The 14,611-nt window shown below is 57.1% G+C and carries 13 protein-coding genes; 8 read left to right on the forward strand and 5 right to left on the reverse strand.

The genetic code is table 11. The features are described from left to right. Positions 1 to 3: 3 nt before the first annotated feature. From GS620_RS07395 to GS620_RS07410, 4 genes are all read right to left on the reverse strand, one after another. A complete protein-coding gene (locus GS620_RS07395; RefSeq protein WP_171614943.1) occupies positions 4 to 1,605 on the reverse strand; it encodes a HAMP domain-containing sensor histidine kinase in 1,602 nt (533 codons plus the stop codon). Continuing rightward, positions 1,602 to 2,393 (reverse strand): ABC transporter permease, encoded by a 792-nt coding sequence (locus tag GS620_RS07400; RefSeq protein WP_171205922.1) that lies wholly within the window; start codon positions 2,391 to 2,393, stop codon positions 1,602 to 1,604. Before GS620_RS07400 ends, GS620_RS07395 begins: the two co-directional genes overlap by 4 nt. Then, positions 2,390 to 3,136: an ABC transporter ATP-binding protein gene (locus GS620_RS07405; protein ID WP_171363232.1), complete on the reverse strand. Its 747-nt coding sequence runs from the start codon at positions 3,134 to 3,136 to the stop codon at positions 2,390 to 2,392. Before GS620_RS07405 ends, GS620_RS07400 begins: the two co-directional genes overlap by 4 nt. A gap of 220 nt (positions 3,137 to 3,356) precedes the next feature. Next, complete coding sequence (locus GS620_RS07410; protein ID WP_171614945.1) at positions 3,357 to 4,241, reverse strand: LysR family transcriptional regulator; 885 nt, start codon at positions 4,239 to 4,241, stop codon at positions 3,357 to 3,359. Between the two features lie 109 nt (positions 4,242 to 4,350). Between GS620_RS07410 and glyA the strand changes: the two genes are divergently transcribed. From glyA to GS620_RS07445, 7 genes are all read left to right on the forward strand, one after another. Continuing rightward, entirely contained in the window at positions 4,351 to 5,616 is a 1,266-nt protein-coding gene (glyA, locus tag GS620_RS07415) for a serine hydroxymethyltransferase (protein ID WP_171614947.1), read from the forward strand. A gap of 161 nt (positions 5,617 to 5,777) precedes the next feature. Next, positions 5,778 to 6,533: a DeoR/GlpR family DNA-binding transcription regulator gene (locus GS620_RS07420; RefSeq protein WP_171614949.1), complete on the forward strand. Its 756-nt coding sequence runs from the start codon at positions 5,778 to 5,780 to the stop codon at positions 6,531 to 6,533. A 123-nt stretch (positions 6,534 to 6,656) separates the two neighbouring features. Continuing rightward, positions 6,657 to 6,995, forward strand: coding sequence for an FAD-dependent oxidoreductase (locus GS620_RS07425; protein ID WP_371809787.1), 339 nt, complete (start codon positions 6,657 to 6,659; stop codon positions 6,993 to 6,995). Beyond that, positions 6,992 to 7,831, forward strand: a complete 840-nt coding sequence (locus GS620_RS07430; protein WP_171118360.1) for an EamA family transporter — start codon at positions 6,992 to 6,994, stop codon at positions 7,829 to 7,831. Before GS620_RS07425 ends, GS620_RS07430 begins: the two co-directional genes overlap by 4 nt. A 271-nt stretch (positions 7,832 to 8,102) precedes the next feature. Next, positions 8,103 to 9,122 carry a putative 2-aminoethylphosphonate ABC transporter substrate-binding protein gene (locus tag GS620_RS07435; protein ID WP_171118362.1) on the forward strand — a complete coding sequence of 340 codons (1,020 nt, stop codon included), beginning with the start codon at positions 8,103 to 8,105 and terminating at the stop codon, positions 9,120 to 9,122. Positions 9,123 to 9,254: 132 nt separating this feature from the next. Continuing rightward, positions 9,255 to 10,370, forward strand: a complete 1,116-nt coding sequence (locus tag GS620_RS07440) for a putative 2-aminoethylphosphonate ABC transporter ATP-binding protein (protein WP_371809781.1) — start codon at positions 9,255 to 9,257, stop codon at positions 10,368 to 10,370. After that, positions 10,367 to 12,388 (forward strand): putative 2-aminoethylphosphonate ABC transporter permease subunit, encoded by a 2,022-nt coding sequence (locus GS620_RS07445; protein ID WP_171614953.1) that lies wholly within the window; start codon positions 10,367 to 10,369, stop codon positions 12,386 to 12,388. The genes GS620_RS07440 and GS620_RS07445 overlap by 4 nt, the downstream gene beginning before the upstream one ends. Positions 12,389 to 12,412: 24 nt before the next feature. Here GS620_RS07445 and GS620_RS07450 read toward each other — a convergent pair whose 3' ends face one another. Next, on the reverse strand, positions 12,413 to 13,303 hold the full coding sequence (locus tag GS620_RS07450) for a LysR substrate-binding domain-containing protein (protein WP_171118368.1): 891 nt from the start codon (positions 13,301 to 13,303) through the stop codon (positions 12,413 to 12,415). 120 nt (positions 13,304 to 13,423) lie between these two features. Between GS620_RS07450 and GS620_RS07455 the strand changes: the two genes are divergently transcribed. Continuing rightward, positions 13,424 to 14,611: a 2-aminoethylphosphonate--pyruvate transaminase gene (locus GS620_RS07455; protein WP_171614955.1), complete on the forward strand. Its 1,188-nt coding sequence runs from the start codon at positions 13,424 to 13,426 to the stop codon at positions 14,609 to 14,611.

Below are 14,611 nucleotides of genomic sequence, written 5' to 3' on the forward strand. Positions count from 1 at the left end.
TTTCTATGCCTCCGCCAGCGGTAGTCGAATGCAGACTTTTGTACCGGCATTTGATCCCAGGGCGTTTTCACGCGGAACCGGGCTTGCCACCGAAATGGTTCCTTCATGGGCCTCGATAACCCACCTGGCCAGTGCCAGCCCGACACCGAAGCCCTGACTGTTTGCTGCCCCCCCCTGAACAAACCGTTCGAAGATCCGGGTTTGGGCGCCGTCGGGAATTCCGGGGCCGTTATCGGTCAGCTGTATTTGAACGCCACCATCAACTGATTGGCCGGACAGCAACAGCGCCTTCCCGTCCCGCGCATGTCGGATCGCATTGCGTATCAGACTGAGCAGGACCTGACGTATCCAGTTCAGGTCACAGTGCAACGCACAATCCGGGAAGTCGCCCGTTTCAAGCTGCATGTCGGCGCCATCGATTTCAGGTTGAATGTCGCTCACAACTGTTTGCATCAGATCGCATAGTGCAACGTTGGTTGGTTCCAGAGCCAGCTCACCGGTTTCGGAACGGGCGACGCGCAGCAAATCATCGATTCTCTGGTTCAGTTTTGCCGCGCTGCTTTCGATTGTCGCCAACGCCTCTGGTGCGGTCTGAATATCCCTCTGGCCAATCTGAGCTTCCATCATGATGACCGTCAGCGGTGTGCGCAGTTCGTGACTGACATCAGCAAAAAAGCGGCGCCGGTTTTCGTCGATCTTGGACAGGGATTCATTTGCCGCGCTCAGTTCCCGGGTTCGCTGGGCAATGGTCTCGTTCAACCGGGCCCATTCTGCGTCAACCTCGGCCTGGCGTTTTCTCAATGCAGCGGCCATGCGGTTGGTCTCGCCATATAACTGGCCGATCTCATCATTGCGGGTTTGAGGCAGCGAAATTGCGAATTCGGATCGGCCGACCTGAACCGCCGCGTTGCGCAACCGATCCAGACGAGAGAACTGCGGTCGCACAAGGCCAAAATAGAACCACGCCGTGCTGAGCAAGGCGAACAGTGCCAGTGCCAGTGCCGCCCAGGTCAGAACCCAACGGGTCCGTTCGATCCCCGCCATGACGGAGTTTCGAAACAGAACCTCGGTATTCACCGCCTGGCTGAGCAGAGGATCAAACGCCGACGCAAACGAGTCGACATAGGCGCGCAGCTGGGCCTGATCGGCTTCTGCGTCGGCTAGCCCTTCCAGCGTGCTGGCCAGCAGCGCTTCCATTCTGGCCAGACCCAGGGATTGGGTTCCGTATCGCGATTGTTCGTCCAGCCCCAGGGATTGAACCGCGGCTACGGCATCTTCCACATCGGAACGAAGGTTCAGAAACGTTGCCCCAATCTGGTCTTGGATCGGCGAAAGGCGATCGAGTCGAGACTCGACTGTTTGGCCGGTCTGTATCGACTCGGTTGCGATCACAAGAAATGTGGCCGCCTGGGTCGACAGAGCAGCATAGCGTGCCATGCGGGTTTCCGATGCCAGAGCCGTTTCCAGGCGGCTGGCGACGGTCTGCATCCCGAAGTAAAGGATTGCGGCCGCCAGCAGGGTGCCTGATCCCAGCACGATGGCCCCAAGGCCCAAGCGTGTTTTCAGAAGCAGACTCCGCTTTGCGGTTTGTGGCGCGGCCGTCATGATTTCCGCCTCATCAGGCCCCGGGCCGGGTCATACCCCCAAACGGCGATCGCGCTCAGTATTGCGGTTGACGCCAGAACCCACAGCAGGGCCCCCCAGTTGATCTGCAAGTAAAGCAGAAACCGGATCAATTCGACCACATGCGTGAAAGGATTGAGCGCACAGATATCACGCAGCAATGGCGAGCTCTCAGCCATTTTCCACAGCGGATAAAGGGCCGAGGACAGGAAGAACATCGGGAAGATGACGAAATTCATTACGCCAGCAAAATTCTCCAGCTGCTTGATGAAACTGGAGAGCACCAGCCCCAGCGCGCCCAGCATCAGACCGCCCAGAACCAGCCCCGGCAGAACCGCGACATATCCGGGTAGGGGCAGGACAATGCCGAACACAGCGGCCAATCCGAGAAACGTGTAGACTTGCAGGATGGATATCGCGGTTGATCCCAGCAGACGGCAGAACAACAGCCACCAGCGCGGGAATGAGCTGGTCAGCAGTAGGCGCATCGAGCCCATCTCGCGGTCGTAGACAAGGCTGAGCGAGCTTTGCATCCCATTGAACAACAGAACCATCGCACACAGGCCGGGGACGATATAGGTCTCGTAAGTGATATAGGTCTGGTAGGGGGGAATGATCGACAGGCCGAGGGCCGCGCGAAACCCTGCTGCGAAGATCAAAAGCCAAACCATTGGCCGGACCAGAGCTGCCAGAAATCGTTCGCGTTGATGGATGAAACGCAGAAACTCGCGTCCGATGATGGCGCGGGCGACTCCCAGGAACCCGTTCATGCCGGCACCTCGGTTCGGGACAGGAACCAATCGGACAGTGTTTGATCCCCCCGCAGGCGGCCCACCTGCCCACTGGCAAGAATCTGACCGCGATGAAGAACCAGAAGCTGGTCGTCGTCGCGCATTTCATCTGTCAGATGCGTGGCCCACAAGACGCACAGCCCCTGTTCCGCCAGGTCGTGCACATGGTCGGTTATCGCGTGCCGAGCCGCGGCATCAAGCCCAACGGTCGGTTCGTCCAACAGCAACACCGAAGGTTCGTGCAGCAGGGCACGCGCCAGTTCCATCCGGCGGCGATGACCACCATTGAGATCGCGCACACGTTCCCCGGCGCGGTCGCGCATGTTCAGCCGATCCAGCGCCGCATCGATACGGCCGGGGACTTCGGATCGCGACAACCCATGCAGAGCCGCGAAATAGGCCATGTTCTGGCGCACCGTCAAACCCAGATCCAGTGTCGGTTGCTGAAAGACCACGCCAAGCTTTGCCAGCGCCTTGCGTGGGGATTGGCGCAGATCGTGGCCTGCGACCGTGATTTCACCGTCCGGCGCCACAAGCAATCGCGTGAGCAGCGACACCAGTGTCGATTTACCGGCCCCATTCGGACCGAGCAGACCGCAGAACATCCCCGCCGACACGTCAAAAGAGACAGCATCCAAAGCCGTCTTGGCGCCATAATGAAAGCTCAGGTCGCGTACGGCGAGACCAGGATCGGTTTCCGCCGAGGGGCGCGCGTCTGACATTCTTCCTCCGTCCCGAACCATGGTTCTTGACAGCAGCTTGCATCGTCGGGGCGCGTTTCTCAACCTTCCAGTCCGATGCCGGACCACGACTTAAGTATGTGAAGCTTCACGGATTTGATGGTATTTCCCGAAGGATCCGTCGCTAAAACTGGCCAGCCGAGACTGTCAGGGGAAGGCGGGCCTGATCGGCGCGAATACCCCGTTTTGCGGGCACCGCTTTTCAGTTTGCGTTCAGCAAAAACGATCTGAACTCTTTGAAGGCGGGGGATCTGCTGAAAGAGGGTGTGAATTTGGCCACCATTGCGCGAGGAAGCTTCAACGAGGCCGAAAACGGGCGAACCAGATCGCCATTGTCCAGCAAGTTCTGAACCAGAACTTCGTGCGCCATCAACACGCCACCGCCATGACGCGCCTCTTCCAGCGCGACGGAATACAACGAGTGCACGGTTCCCGTCTTCGGTACACGTGCGCCATCTGGTTGGCTGTTCAGCCAATTGTCCCAATCATTTGCCCATGCCCCGTCATGGAGAAGGGTTTCCTGCGAAAGATCTGAAACAGATTTCAATCTGTCCGCGACCGAGGGCGCGCAAACCGGGAAAATCACATCTTCGGCTATTTTGATTTCTTTGATTCCGATCGGTTCACCGGAAAAGAACAAAGTCATGTCAAATGGTTCACGCGTAAGGTTTGGCGGCGTTTCAAGGGCCACAACAGACACGGACAAATCCGGGGCAATTTGCCTGAGCGTTCCAAGTCTGGGCGCCAGCCACAATTGCGCGATCGACGGCAGCGCGGCGACCTTGACCTTGCGCGGCAGGGCCTTGGTTCGAAGTTCCTGCACGGCCATTCCCAATTGATCAAACGCCTGGGTGAACCCGGGCAAAAGCTCTTCGGCAAGCGCCGTCATCTCGACCCCGCGGGCATTTCGGACAAAAAGTTGGGTGCCGGCCCAGGCTTCAAGGGCCTTGACGTGCTGAGTTATCGCGCCCGGAGTAACGGATAGCTCGTCTGCCGCAGCGGCAAAGCTTCCAAGCCGAGCCGCCGCTTCAAATGCTCGTAAAGCATTGAGATGTGGGCCTTTCGGGCGACGAGGGGAAAGTGACATCCATTTAAGCCTTAGTTTTTCTGCGGCAAATAAATAGCAATACTGATTTGCTTCGGCCAGTGGAACTCTGGAATTTTGGAAAAAACGCAATCGCATCGGAGGAGCCCGGATGTCGCGGCACTTTGAAAACCCAGTCAGGATGACCGACCCCGTCGTCGCAGAAGCTCTTGCAAACGAGAAAAAGCGCCAGCAGGATCAAATTGAGCTGATCGCGTCCGAAAATATCGTCAGCCGCGCGGTGCTGGATGCTCTCGGGCATGAGATGACCAACAAGACGCTTGAAGGGTATCCGGGAAACCGGTTCCACGGCGGCGGTCAGTTTGTCGACGTCGTCGAGCAGGCGGCAATCGACCGCGCCAAGGAACTGTTCGGGTGCGACTATGCCAATGTTCAGCCCCATTCCGGCAGCCAGGCGAACCTTGCTGTTTTCTTTCTGCTGCTCAAGCCTGGTGACAGGGTCTTGTCGCTGGATCTGGCCGCCGGCGGTCATCTGAGTCACGGCCTGAAGGCCAACCTGTCGGGTCGCTGGTTCGAACCGCATCATTATGGTGTCGACGCCGAATCCGAGGTCATTGACTGCGATGCGCTGGAAAAACTGGCCGAGGAAATCCGGCCAAAGCTGCTGATCGCGGGTGGGTCTGCCTATCCACGGGAAATCGACTTCGGGCGCATGGGGCAAATCGCCAGGAAGGTCGGTGCGCATTTTCACGTGGACATGGCCCATATTGCCGGGCTGGTCGCCGCGGGCGTGCATCCTTCGCCTTTTCCGCATGCGGACATTGTGACGTGCACCACGACAAAAACACTGCGTGGTCCTCGTGGCGGGGTGATCCTCACCAACAACGAGGACTGGTTCAAGAGGCTGCAATCTGCGGTTTTCCCCGGCGTTCAGGGTTCGATCCACAGCCAGATTCTGGCGGCCAAAGCGGTTTGCCTTGCCGAAGCGCTTACGGATGAATTCAAGGACTACGGAGCGCAGGTCAAAGCCAACGCCGCCAAACTCGCGGAAACCTTGCAGTCCCGGGGGTTGCGTATCGTGTCCGGTGGTACTGACACGCATCTGGTGCTCGTGGATCTCAGCCCCAAGGGTATCACAGGCAAACGTGCCGAGGTCGTTCTGGAGAAGGCCAATATCACGACCAACAAAAACGCGATCCCCAATGACAGCACGCGACCGCCAGAATGGGTTGGATTGCGCCTGGGCGTGAGCGCGGCAACGACCCGCGGAATGAAAGAGGCCGAGTTCGACCAGTTGGCAAACGTGATTGCGGATTTGATCGAAGCTGAGGCCGCGGGTGATACCGACGCGACAATTCTGCGCTGCAAAGCCTCGGTCGCAGCGTTGTGCAAATCGTTCCCAATCTACCCGGCGTAGTCACTGCGTGCCCGGTGGCAGGGTCCATTGACCGCTCTGGACCATTGGTGTGAGGGCGTCACCGCTGCGCCATGGCAACGCATGCCTGATTGGGTGTTTGGGCTGTACCATGTTTGCAAATTTTGGCATATTCGTGCAGTCCAAAACCAAAGGGCCGGCCAATGCTCGCACCCGAACGCCACGCCATCATACTGGAAGAAGTCTCGCGCCAGCCAGCGGTCTCGATCCGTTCGCTGACGGAACGGCTTGGTGTGTCACGGGAAACCGTGCGCAAGGATATTGAACAGTTGGCACTGGAGAACAAGCTTCATCAGGTGCGGGGCGGCGCGACCAGTATCCGCAGGCGGGAACCTCCGATGGCCGACCGGGCTCAAACCAACCCGAAAGGCAAGGAACGGATTGGAGCCTATGTGGCAAGCGTGATCCCGGACGGGGCCAGCGTGATAATCGACAGCGGGTCAACGACAGTGGCGGCGGCGCAGGCTCTGGCTACTGTGCGACAAAATCTTACCATATATACCAATGATTTGACGATTGCATCCGTGTTGGCTTCGGCGGTCGCCGAAGTCACGCTGCTGGGCGGGCGGCTGGATTTTTCAGAGAATGCCACATTGGGTTTGGACACGCTCGACCACCTGTCGCGATACAATGCGGAATATGCATCGATCGGGGTCGGCGGTGTGAGCTCTCGGGCACTGTTTACCGATTTCTCGCTGGAAGGCGCCAACTTGCGTCATATGATGATGCAGCGGGCGCAGCGGCCGCTGATCCTGGCTGATAGCAGCAAGTTCAACATGGTTGGTCCGATCGTGATGAAACCTCTGCCGGTGAAAGCGACTCTGGTGGTGGATGAGGAGTTGCCCAACAGCATAGCTGGCGCGCTGCAAAGCCAGCCCGTGGATATTGTGATCGCATGACGCAACAACAGGAAAAAAATTGCCAAAATTTGCAAAGTACAAATAGGTTGAAGGGAAATCCGAATCCCTGAGTACGGAGCGACCCAATGGCTGACACCAAACTTCCGCACAGCGCAGCATGTCATTGTCGGAGGCATCATCATTGGCTGCACGGTTGCGTATCATCTGACCGGAAAGTTGCATCGTGATGTGGTGCTTATTAAGCAGGGGCAACCAAGCCGTGGCACCATATGGCATGCGGCTGGTCTGAATTGTCAGTTGTGCAACCAACCCGCGATGACCAACCTGATCCGCCCCTCGCCTGGGTTGCATTGCCCAGCGGGATTGAGCCCCCTAAACCGTTGCCGCCGCGATGCAGGTTTAGCTTTGGTCGAGCCGCTGTGTGTGCGCGCAAACAAGCGCTCTGAAAGCCGAATTGTGACGCAAGTCAAATATTCAGCTCATATCGTCGGGCCACAATGACGTTACAGGCAGTTCTCATCGTATTGACCGCAGCCGTGTTGCACGCGCTCTGGAATGCGGTTGTCAAAGGCGCGCCCGACAAAGCGGTTGTTTTGGGGTTGGTGGCGCTTGGCCACGCCGTACCTGCGCTGATTGCGTTGCCTTTTATCGGCTTGCCGGTTTGGGCGGCGTTCCCCTTCATCATCGGCTCGACCCTGATCCACTGGGGGTACTATTGGTTTCTCAACACCGCGTACAAACATGGAGATCTGTCGGTGGTGTACCCGATCTCACGCGGGATGACACCAATCCTGGTCACGGTGGGTGCCATTCTTTTCGCGGGTGAGTTTCTGCCGCCGATCGCGTCGGTCGGCATTGTCTGCATCTCGGCTGGGATTGGGTGCCTGTCCCTGGTCGGGCTGGGCCGAAACACAAGCTGGGTCGCCGTGGCGGCGGCGTTTGGCACGGGTCTGATGATAGCGTCCTATTCGATTGTGGACGGCATTGGTATCCGGCTGTCCGGGAACATACTGGGATACATTGCGGCACTGTTCGTTGCCGAAATTTTTGTTGCCGGGTTTATCTTCGCGACCAGATGGCAGCGTGTCGTCGCGCTGCCCAGGCGTTATGTCTGGGCAGGTCTGACAGGCGGCGTCATCTCTGGCCTGGCGTATGGGTTGGTGCTGTATGCCAAGACGGTCGCGCCCTTGGGCGTTGTATCCGCCCTTAGGGAAAGTTCGGTTATCTTTGCGTCGCTTATTGGTGTGATGTGGTTCGGCGAAGGACCGAAATCCAACAGGCTTCTTGCAGCGACCATTGTCGCGATCGGGATCGGACTCCTTGCGATGACACGTTGAGCGTTTTTGTGCCGCCGCAGGGAAAGTCTGAAGAATTCAGAACCTTTGACATGCCCTGTTGATCTGTTGATCGTCATGGTCCCGTTCCGCACCGATCTGCTGGGGCGGGCGGATTTCATCTATAGGAAATGCTTATGACATCGAAGATATAATCGATTTTTATTGGCATTTTTATCTGTCAAACTGCTGTCAAACAATCGGTGCACAATAATCGAGTTCGAACGCCGCGCAAGAATGGCGAAAATAACATTACTACCAACAGAGGATCACAATGAAACACAAAGCATCACTTCTCGCAGCTCTGACTATCGGTGCGCTGACGGCGACGGCGGCGGCATCGGAAACGGAATTGACAGTTTATACCGCAGTCGAGGCGGAAGACTTGGCCCGGTATGCCGAGACGTTCAATCAAAGCCATCCTGATATCAAGATCAATTGGGTTCGCGACTCGACCGGGATCATTACGGCGAAATTGCTGGCAGAACGTGATAATCCGCAGGCCGACGTTGTTTGGGGCCTGGCCGCCACGTCGCTGCTGCTGCTGAAATCAGAAGGTATGCTGGAGCCTTATGCGCCGGCCGGTGTGGAAAAGCTGGACAAAAAATTTGTTGATGGCGACAACCCCCCTGCCTGGGTCGGCATGGACGCCTGGGTTGCATCCGTCTGCTACAATACCGTCGAGGCCGAAAAGGCCGGGTTGACCCCGCCGACATCCTGGAAGGATCTCACCGATCCGATGTACAAAGATCAGGTGATCATGCCCAATCCGAACTCATCGGGCACCGGTTTCCTTGATGTGTCCAGCTGGTTGCAGATGTTCGGTGAAGAAGGTGGTTGGGAATACATGGATGCGCTGCACGAGAACATCGCGCGTTACACCCATTCAGGTTCAAAACCCTGCAAACTGGCCGCAGCAGGCGAAATCCCGATCGGCATTTCTTTTGCGTTCCGCGGGGCAAAGTCCAAAGCTGACGGCGCGCCGCTTGAGATCATCGTGCCTTCTGAGGGCGTCGGCTGGGACATGGAAGCCACCGCAATTGTTGCTGGCACCGCCAATTTGGAGGCCGCGCAAAAGCTGGTGGATTTCACCGTCACCAAGGAAGCCAACGAGATGTACAACACCGGCTATGCAGTTGTCGCCTATCCGGGCGTTGCAAAACCGGTTGAGCACTTCCCAGAGGGTCTTCTGGATGCAATGATCGAAAATGATTTTGAGTTTGCCGCCAACAATCGCGCGGCAATCCTGAAGGAATGGCAGTCTCGCTATGACGGAAAGTCGGAAGCGAAGTAACCCCATTGGCAGGAGAGGCTTTCGTGCCTCTCCTGCGCACCAGTCTCTTGTTCCCCGAAAAACAACTTACTCACCCGGTTTCAACCGGCCAGGACCGGCCGCGCCCGAGGTGCAGATGTGAGGACTTCTCCCGTGCTTCAGAAAACACCACCCGGTGAACTGTATCTCAGCATCCAAAATTTGTGGAAAGCGTTCGGAAACTTTCTGGCGCTCAAGGACATCTCTTTGGAAATCAACGAGGGCGAGTTTGTCTGTTTCCTCGGCCCGTCCGGGTGCGGCAAGACCACTCTTTTGCGGGCAATCGCCGGATTGGATTTGCAGACCAAGGGTACGGTCATGCAGGATGCCAAGGACGTGTCCAATCTGCCCCCGTCCGAGCGTGATTTCGGGATCGTGTTTCAGTCCTACGCGTTGTTCCCAAACCTGACCATTGAAAAGAACATCGCTTTTGGCCTTGAAAACACCGGCCGCAGCAAATCGGATATCGCTGTTCGCGTAAACGAACTCTTGACCCTGGTTGGTCTGCCGGATCAGGGCAAGAAATATCCGGCGCAATTGTCAGGTGGTCAGCAGCAGCGGATTGCGCTGGCGCGTGCCATCGCGACCAACCCCGGACTTTTGCTGCTGGACGAACCCCTGTCGGCGCTGGACGCCAAAGTGCGTGTTCATCTGCGGCACGAGATCAAGGAGTTGCAGCGCAAGCTGGGTGTGACCACCGTGATGGTGACCCACGATCAGGAAGAAGCGCTGGCCATGGCAGACCGGATCGTGGTCATGAACCATGGTGTGATCGAACAGGTGGGGCCCCCTACCGAAATCTACCGGGAACCGGCCAATCTGTTCGTTGCCGACTTTATCGGTGAAATGAACCAGATCCGGTCACAGGTCACCAAAGGCGGACGTTTGAGCGTCGGGGAAAAGACCTTTGCCTGCCTCAGCCACAAGTTCAACGATGGAACCCCGATCATCGCGGCCATTCGACCCGAAGACATCATCCCTCATGAAGCTGGTTATCTCGACACGGGCGGCAATCGGAACTGCATAGAGGTGACGCTGGATGAGATGGAGTTCCTGGGTTCGTTCTGGCGCTGCCGCTTGAACAACGAGAAGTTCGGATCATCGGAACTGATCGCGGATTTCTCGATCAATGCTGTGCGTCGTCTGGAACTGGAAGAGGGGCGCAGCGTGGTGATTGAGCTTCCTGAGAACCGCCTTATGGCGTTTGAAGTGCCGGAGGCCAAGGCATGAGCTCGGTTTCTACCAATCAGGACAGCCTGCCTGTCGGGCCGGACATCAAGCCCAAGCTCAGCCGAGATGATATCCTGATGCGCGGCAGCATGATGGTGATCGCGCTGTATCTGGTCGTGACATTGGCGTTGCCGCTTTACACGATGCTGTCCAAGTCGTTTTCGACCTATCGGGTCGAGCTGTCCCAGTACGAGTTTCAGGTAAGTGACGACGCAGGCGTCTTCGACGGAACGATCCTGTCGGCAGACGAGTTGAACAGGCAATTGGGGGTCTATTCCGACTCTGATCTGGTGACGGGTTCGGACGGGCGCTTGCCGGTGACCGGACTCTTTCCTGATTTCAGCTTTCGCAGCCCGGTGATGTACAAGATCCGCAATACGACGGATACCGGGCGCTTTCTGGTCGGATCGACATTGAATGAAGGCACCGATTGGGTCGAGCTTGATTCCAACACGTTCCGCAGGGTGCAAATGCGGCCGGTCCAGTCGCGAGGGCTGGACAATTTCATCAACTACTTCTCGACACCGGCATTGTTCAATTCGATCAAGAACTCGCTTTGGATCTCGGTTGTAAGCACCATTGTGACGGTGACACTGGCGTTTTGGTTCGCCTATGCGCTGAACCGAAGCTGCATGCGGTTCAAGGGTGTTTTTCGCCTCATTGCGATGGCACCGATCCTGGTTCCGTCGCTTTTGCCGGGCATCGCGTTGGTCTACCTGTTCGGCAATCAGGGCATGATCAAGGAGTTGCTGTTCGGTGCCAGCATTTACGGTCCCATAGGCATCGTGATCGGATCGGTTTTCTTTACCTTTCCGCACGCGTTTCTGATCATATCGACCGCGCTCGCGATATCTGACGCGCGCCTGTATGAAGCTGCGGCCAGCTTGCGGTCGACGCCATGGCGGACCTTCTGGACCGTGACCATCCCCGGGGCCCGCTATGGCCTGATCTCGGCGGCCTTTGTCGTGTTCAACCTGGTGATCACCGATTTCGGATTGCCGAAGGTTATCGGTGGTCAATTCAACGTGCTTGCGGTGGATATCTACAAACAGGTGATCGGCCAGCAGAATTTTGAAATGGGCGCCGTGGTCTCTGTGGTTCTGGTCATCCCGGCCATTCTGGCTTTTGCCATCGACCGGATGGTTCAGTCCAAGCAGGTTGCGCTGCTTTCGGCGCGTTCCGTGCCATATCAGGCGACGCCAAACCCGAAAGCTGACCGCATATTCCTGATCTATTGCAGCCTGATCGGCCTGTTCATCGTTGGTCTTCTGGCTGTGTGTCAGTTTGCGGCGCTGATCAAGTTCTGGCCCTACGACCTGAGTCTGAGCCTCAAGAACTATCAGTTCAACAGAATGGACGGCGGCGGCTGGGGGTCGTATTTCAACTCGATCAAACTGGCGTTGCTGACGGCAGTCATCGGCACGACGGTTGTGTTCTTCGGGGCCTATCTGGTGGAAAAATCAAACGGGTTCAGAACCGGCCGGTCGATTTTCCAGATGTTCGCGATGCTGCCCATGGCGATCCCAGGCATGGTATTGGGGCTGTCTTACATCTTCTTCTTCAACAACCCGTCCAATCCGCTGAACGGGATTTACGGCACGATGGCGATTTTGGTGATTTGCACTGTGACGCATTTCTACACCGTATCGCACCTGACGGCCGTCACCGCGCTCAAGCAAATGGACAGAGAATTTGAGTCAGTGTCTGCCTCGCTCAAACAGCCGACAATGAAGCTGTTCGCACGGGTAACGGTTCCGGTTTGTCTGCCGGCGGTGTTGGACATCTCAATCTATCTGTTCGTCAATGCGATGACGACCGTGTCGGCAGTGGTGTTTCTTTACTCTCCCAAAACGACGCTTGCGTCCATCGCGGTGCTGAACATGGATGATGCCGGGGATATCGCGCCTGCGGCGGCGATGGGCATGATGATCTTTTACACCAACGCGGTTGCCCGGATCGTTCACCTGATTGCTTCAAAAGGCATTCTCAAGCGCACTCAGGCTTGGCGAAGCCGGTAGTCAAAGGAACGCTGCCCCCGCCGATCAGGTATCGGCGGGGGGGCTTTTTTCTTCCAGCGCGCGCTGGGCGAAGTCCATGAAGGCTCGGATGATCTTTACGTTGCGCCGTTGCGACAGCGAAATCATGCTTTCACCCATTTGCAACTTCACGTCCTTGAGCTTGATTTGTCGCAACCGATCATCATGCCCATACTCTGCCTGAGAGACAAATCCGATGCCTGCGCCCGAGGCCACAAGCTCGCGAACGGCCTCGCGCCCTTCCGCAACGATTGCAGGATTCAACGTGATACCGCGCCTTTCGGCTTCTTCTTCCAGTTTCTGACGTGTTTTTGACCCGTGCTCTCTGAAAACCAGCGGCAGATCGGCCAGTTCTTCCAAAGAAAGCGAAGGTTTGGATGCCAAAAGCACGCCTTGGGCGGCAAAGGCCACGATTTCAGTGGACCCCAGGTTCAACACATCCATGTCCTTGCCGGGGGACAGGCTGCCGACAACACCGATCTCGGCATTGTACGACCGAAGTTCCTCCAGAATTTCTTCGGTGTTTCCGGACCGCACGGTGATGGTGATTTTGGGGTACTTCTTTTGAAACGACCCCAGGAAAGACGTCATGTGATGCGCTGAATCAGCGATGATCCGCAATTCCCCGTCGATTGCGGCCTTGGTTTCCGAAAGGTAGTCCTCGATCTGATCTTCGATCTCAAAATACTGCTTTGTGAACCGGTAAAGCTGTTCGCCTTCGGGGGTGAGGTTCACGCGTTTTCGTTCGCGCTGAAACAACAACAGGTCGTGATCCTGTTCCAGCTTTCGAACCTGTTCGGAAATCGCCGGCTGCGTCAGAAAAAGCGCCTCGGCCGCGCGGGAAAACCCGCCATGTTTGGCCACGTAATGAAAGGCTTTGAGCTGGCTGTGCCGCATCACCGGTCCCCAATGATTTGTGCATAGGCTGCACTTATAATTAGATTGATATTTGCAATTTCACATATAGCAACCGTTGCTGCAATGGTGTTTGTGAAAACGCTGTTCTGGAGCCCGGTAATGACGCCATCCCATCCAAAAATCGAGCAACCGCGCCTCGGCGAACCATACCTTTTGACACCCGGTCCTTTGACAACGTCCTATGCCGTGAAAGAGGCCATGCTGAAGGACTGGGGCAGCTGGGACGACGACTTTCGCGCCATGACAAGAGAGCTGCGGTCAAGCCTGCTGGGCCTGCTTGGTGACGGCGCCGACGCCTTCGATTGCGTGCCAATGCAGGGCAGCGGCACCTTCTCGGTCGAAGCAATGCTGGCGTCGTTTATTCCGCCGGAAGGAAAGGCGCTGGTACTGGCCAATGGCGCCTATGGGCAACGTTCTGCGCAAACGCTACAGTATCTGGGCCGAGACCATATCGTGCTGGACAAGGGCGATTACCTGCCGCCACGGGGCGACGAGGTTGCGCGCATTCTCGCGGATGATCCGGCCATCACGCATGTTGTTGCCATTCACTGCGAAACCAGCTCGGGTATCTTGAACCCCGTCGAGGAAATATCCGAGGCCACCTATGCAGCCGGCCGCAAGCTGTTGATCGACTCGATGTCGGCCTTCGGCGCGATCGAGCTCAGGCCCTCGGATATTCGATATGAAGCCATGGTGTCTTCGGCCAACAAGTGCATCGAGGGCGTTCCCGGATTTGGCTTCATTGTGGCGCGCAAGAACGAGCTGGAAGCCGCAAAGGGCAACAGTCATTCCCTGTCTCTGGATGTGCACGCCCAATGGGCGCACATGAACAAGACCGGTCAGTGGCGTTTTACCCCGCCGACGCACGTGGTCGCCGCCTTTATCGAAGCGCTTCGGGCGCATGCCGCTGAAGGCGGTGTTGCCGGCCGCGGTGCACGTTACACCCGCAACCGGGACGTCATGGTTGCAGGTATGCGTGAACTGGGTTTCGAAACGCTGCTGGACAATCGTTGGCTCAGCCCGATCATCGTCACGTTCTTCTGCCCCGCCGATGAGAAATTCGTATTCGATCGGTTCTACAACCTGATGAAGGACAAAGGGTTCATTATCTACCCGGGCAAGCTGACCGTCGTCGACAGTTTCCGCGTCGGATGCATCGGTCAGATGGACGAAGACGTCATGCGCAATGTCGTGCGCGCAGCAAAGGAATCCCTGGAAGAAATGGGCGTGACAAACGCCGCTCCTCCTCTTCGGGCACTGGAAGAACGCGCCAAGCTGGCCGCTTAA

It is taken from the genome of Ruegeria sp. HKCCD6428, from assembly GCF_013110595.1.
In the GTDB taxonomy this organism is placed as follows: domain Bacteria; phylum Pseudomonadota; class Alphaproteobacteria; order Rhodobacterales; family Rhodobacteraceae; genus Ruegeria.

Excerpts from the sequence above, each read along its gene's own strand:
- GS620_RS07395 (WP_171614943.1), bottom strand. The coding sequence starts at position 1,605 with ATGACGGCCGCGCCACAAACCGCAAAGCGGAGTCTGCTTCTGAAAACA.
- GS620_RS07400 (WP_171205922.1), bottom strand. The coding sequence starts at position 2,393 with ATGAACGGGTTCCTGGGAGTCGCCCGCGCCATCATCGGACGCGAGTTT.
- GS620_RS07405 (WP_171363232.1), bottom strand. The coding sequence starts at position 3,136 with ATGTCAGACGCGCGCCCCTCGGCGGAAACCGATCCTGGTCTCGCCGTA.
- GS620_RS07410 (WP_171614945.1), bottom strand. The coding sequence starts at position 4,241 with ATGTCACTTTCCCCTCGTCGCCCGAAAGGCCCACATCTCAATGCTTTA.
- glyA (WP_171614947.1), top strand. The coding sequence starts at position 4,351 with ATGTCGCGGCACTTTGAAAACCCAGTCAGGATGACCGACCCCGTCGTC.
- GS620_RS07420 (WP_171614949.1), top strand. The coding sequence starts at position 5,778 with ATGCTCGCACCCGAACGCCACGCCATCATACTGGAAGAAGTCTCGCGC.
- GS620_RS07430 (WP_171118360.1), top strand. The coding sequence starts at position 6,992 with ATGACGTTACAGGCAGTTCTCATCGTATTGACCGCAGCCGTGTTGCAC.
- GS620_RS07435 (WP_171118362.1), top strand. The coding sequence starts at position 8,103 with ATGAAACACAAAGCATCACTTCTCGCAGCTCTGACTATCGGTGCGCTG.
- GS620_RS07445 (WP_171614953.1), top strand. The coding sequence starts at position 10,367 with ATGAGCTCGGTTTCTACCAATCAGGACAGCCTGCCTGTCGGGCCGGAC.
- GS620_RS07450 (WP_171118368.1), bottom strand. The coding sequence starts at position 13,303 with ATGCGGCACAGCCAGCTCAAAGCCTTTCATTACGTGGCCAAACATGGC.
- GS620_RS07455 (WP_171614955.1), top strand. The coding sequence starts at position 13,424 with ATGACGCCATCCCATCCAAAAATCGAGCAACCGCGCCTCGGCGAACCA.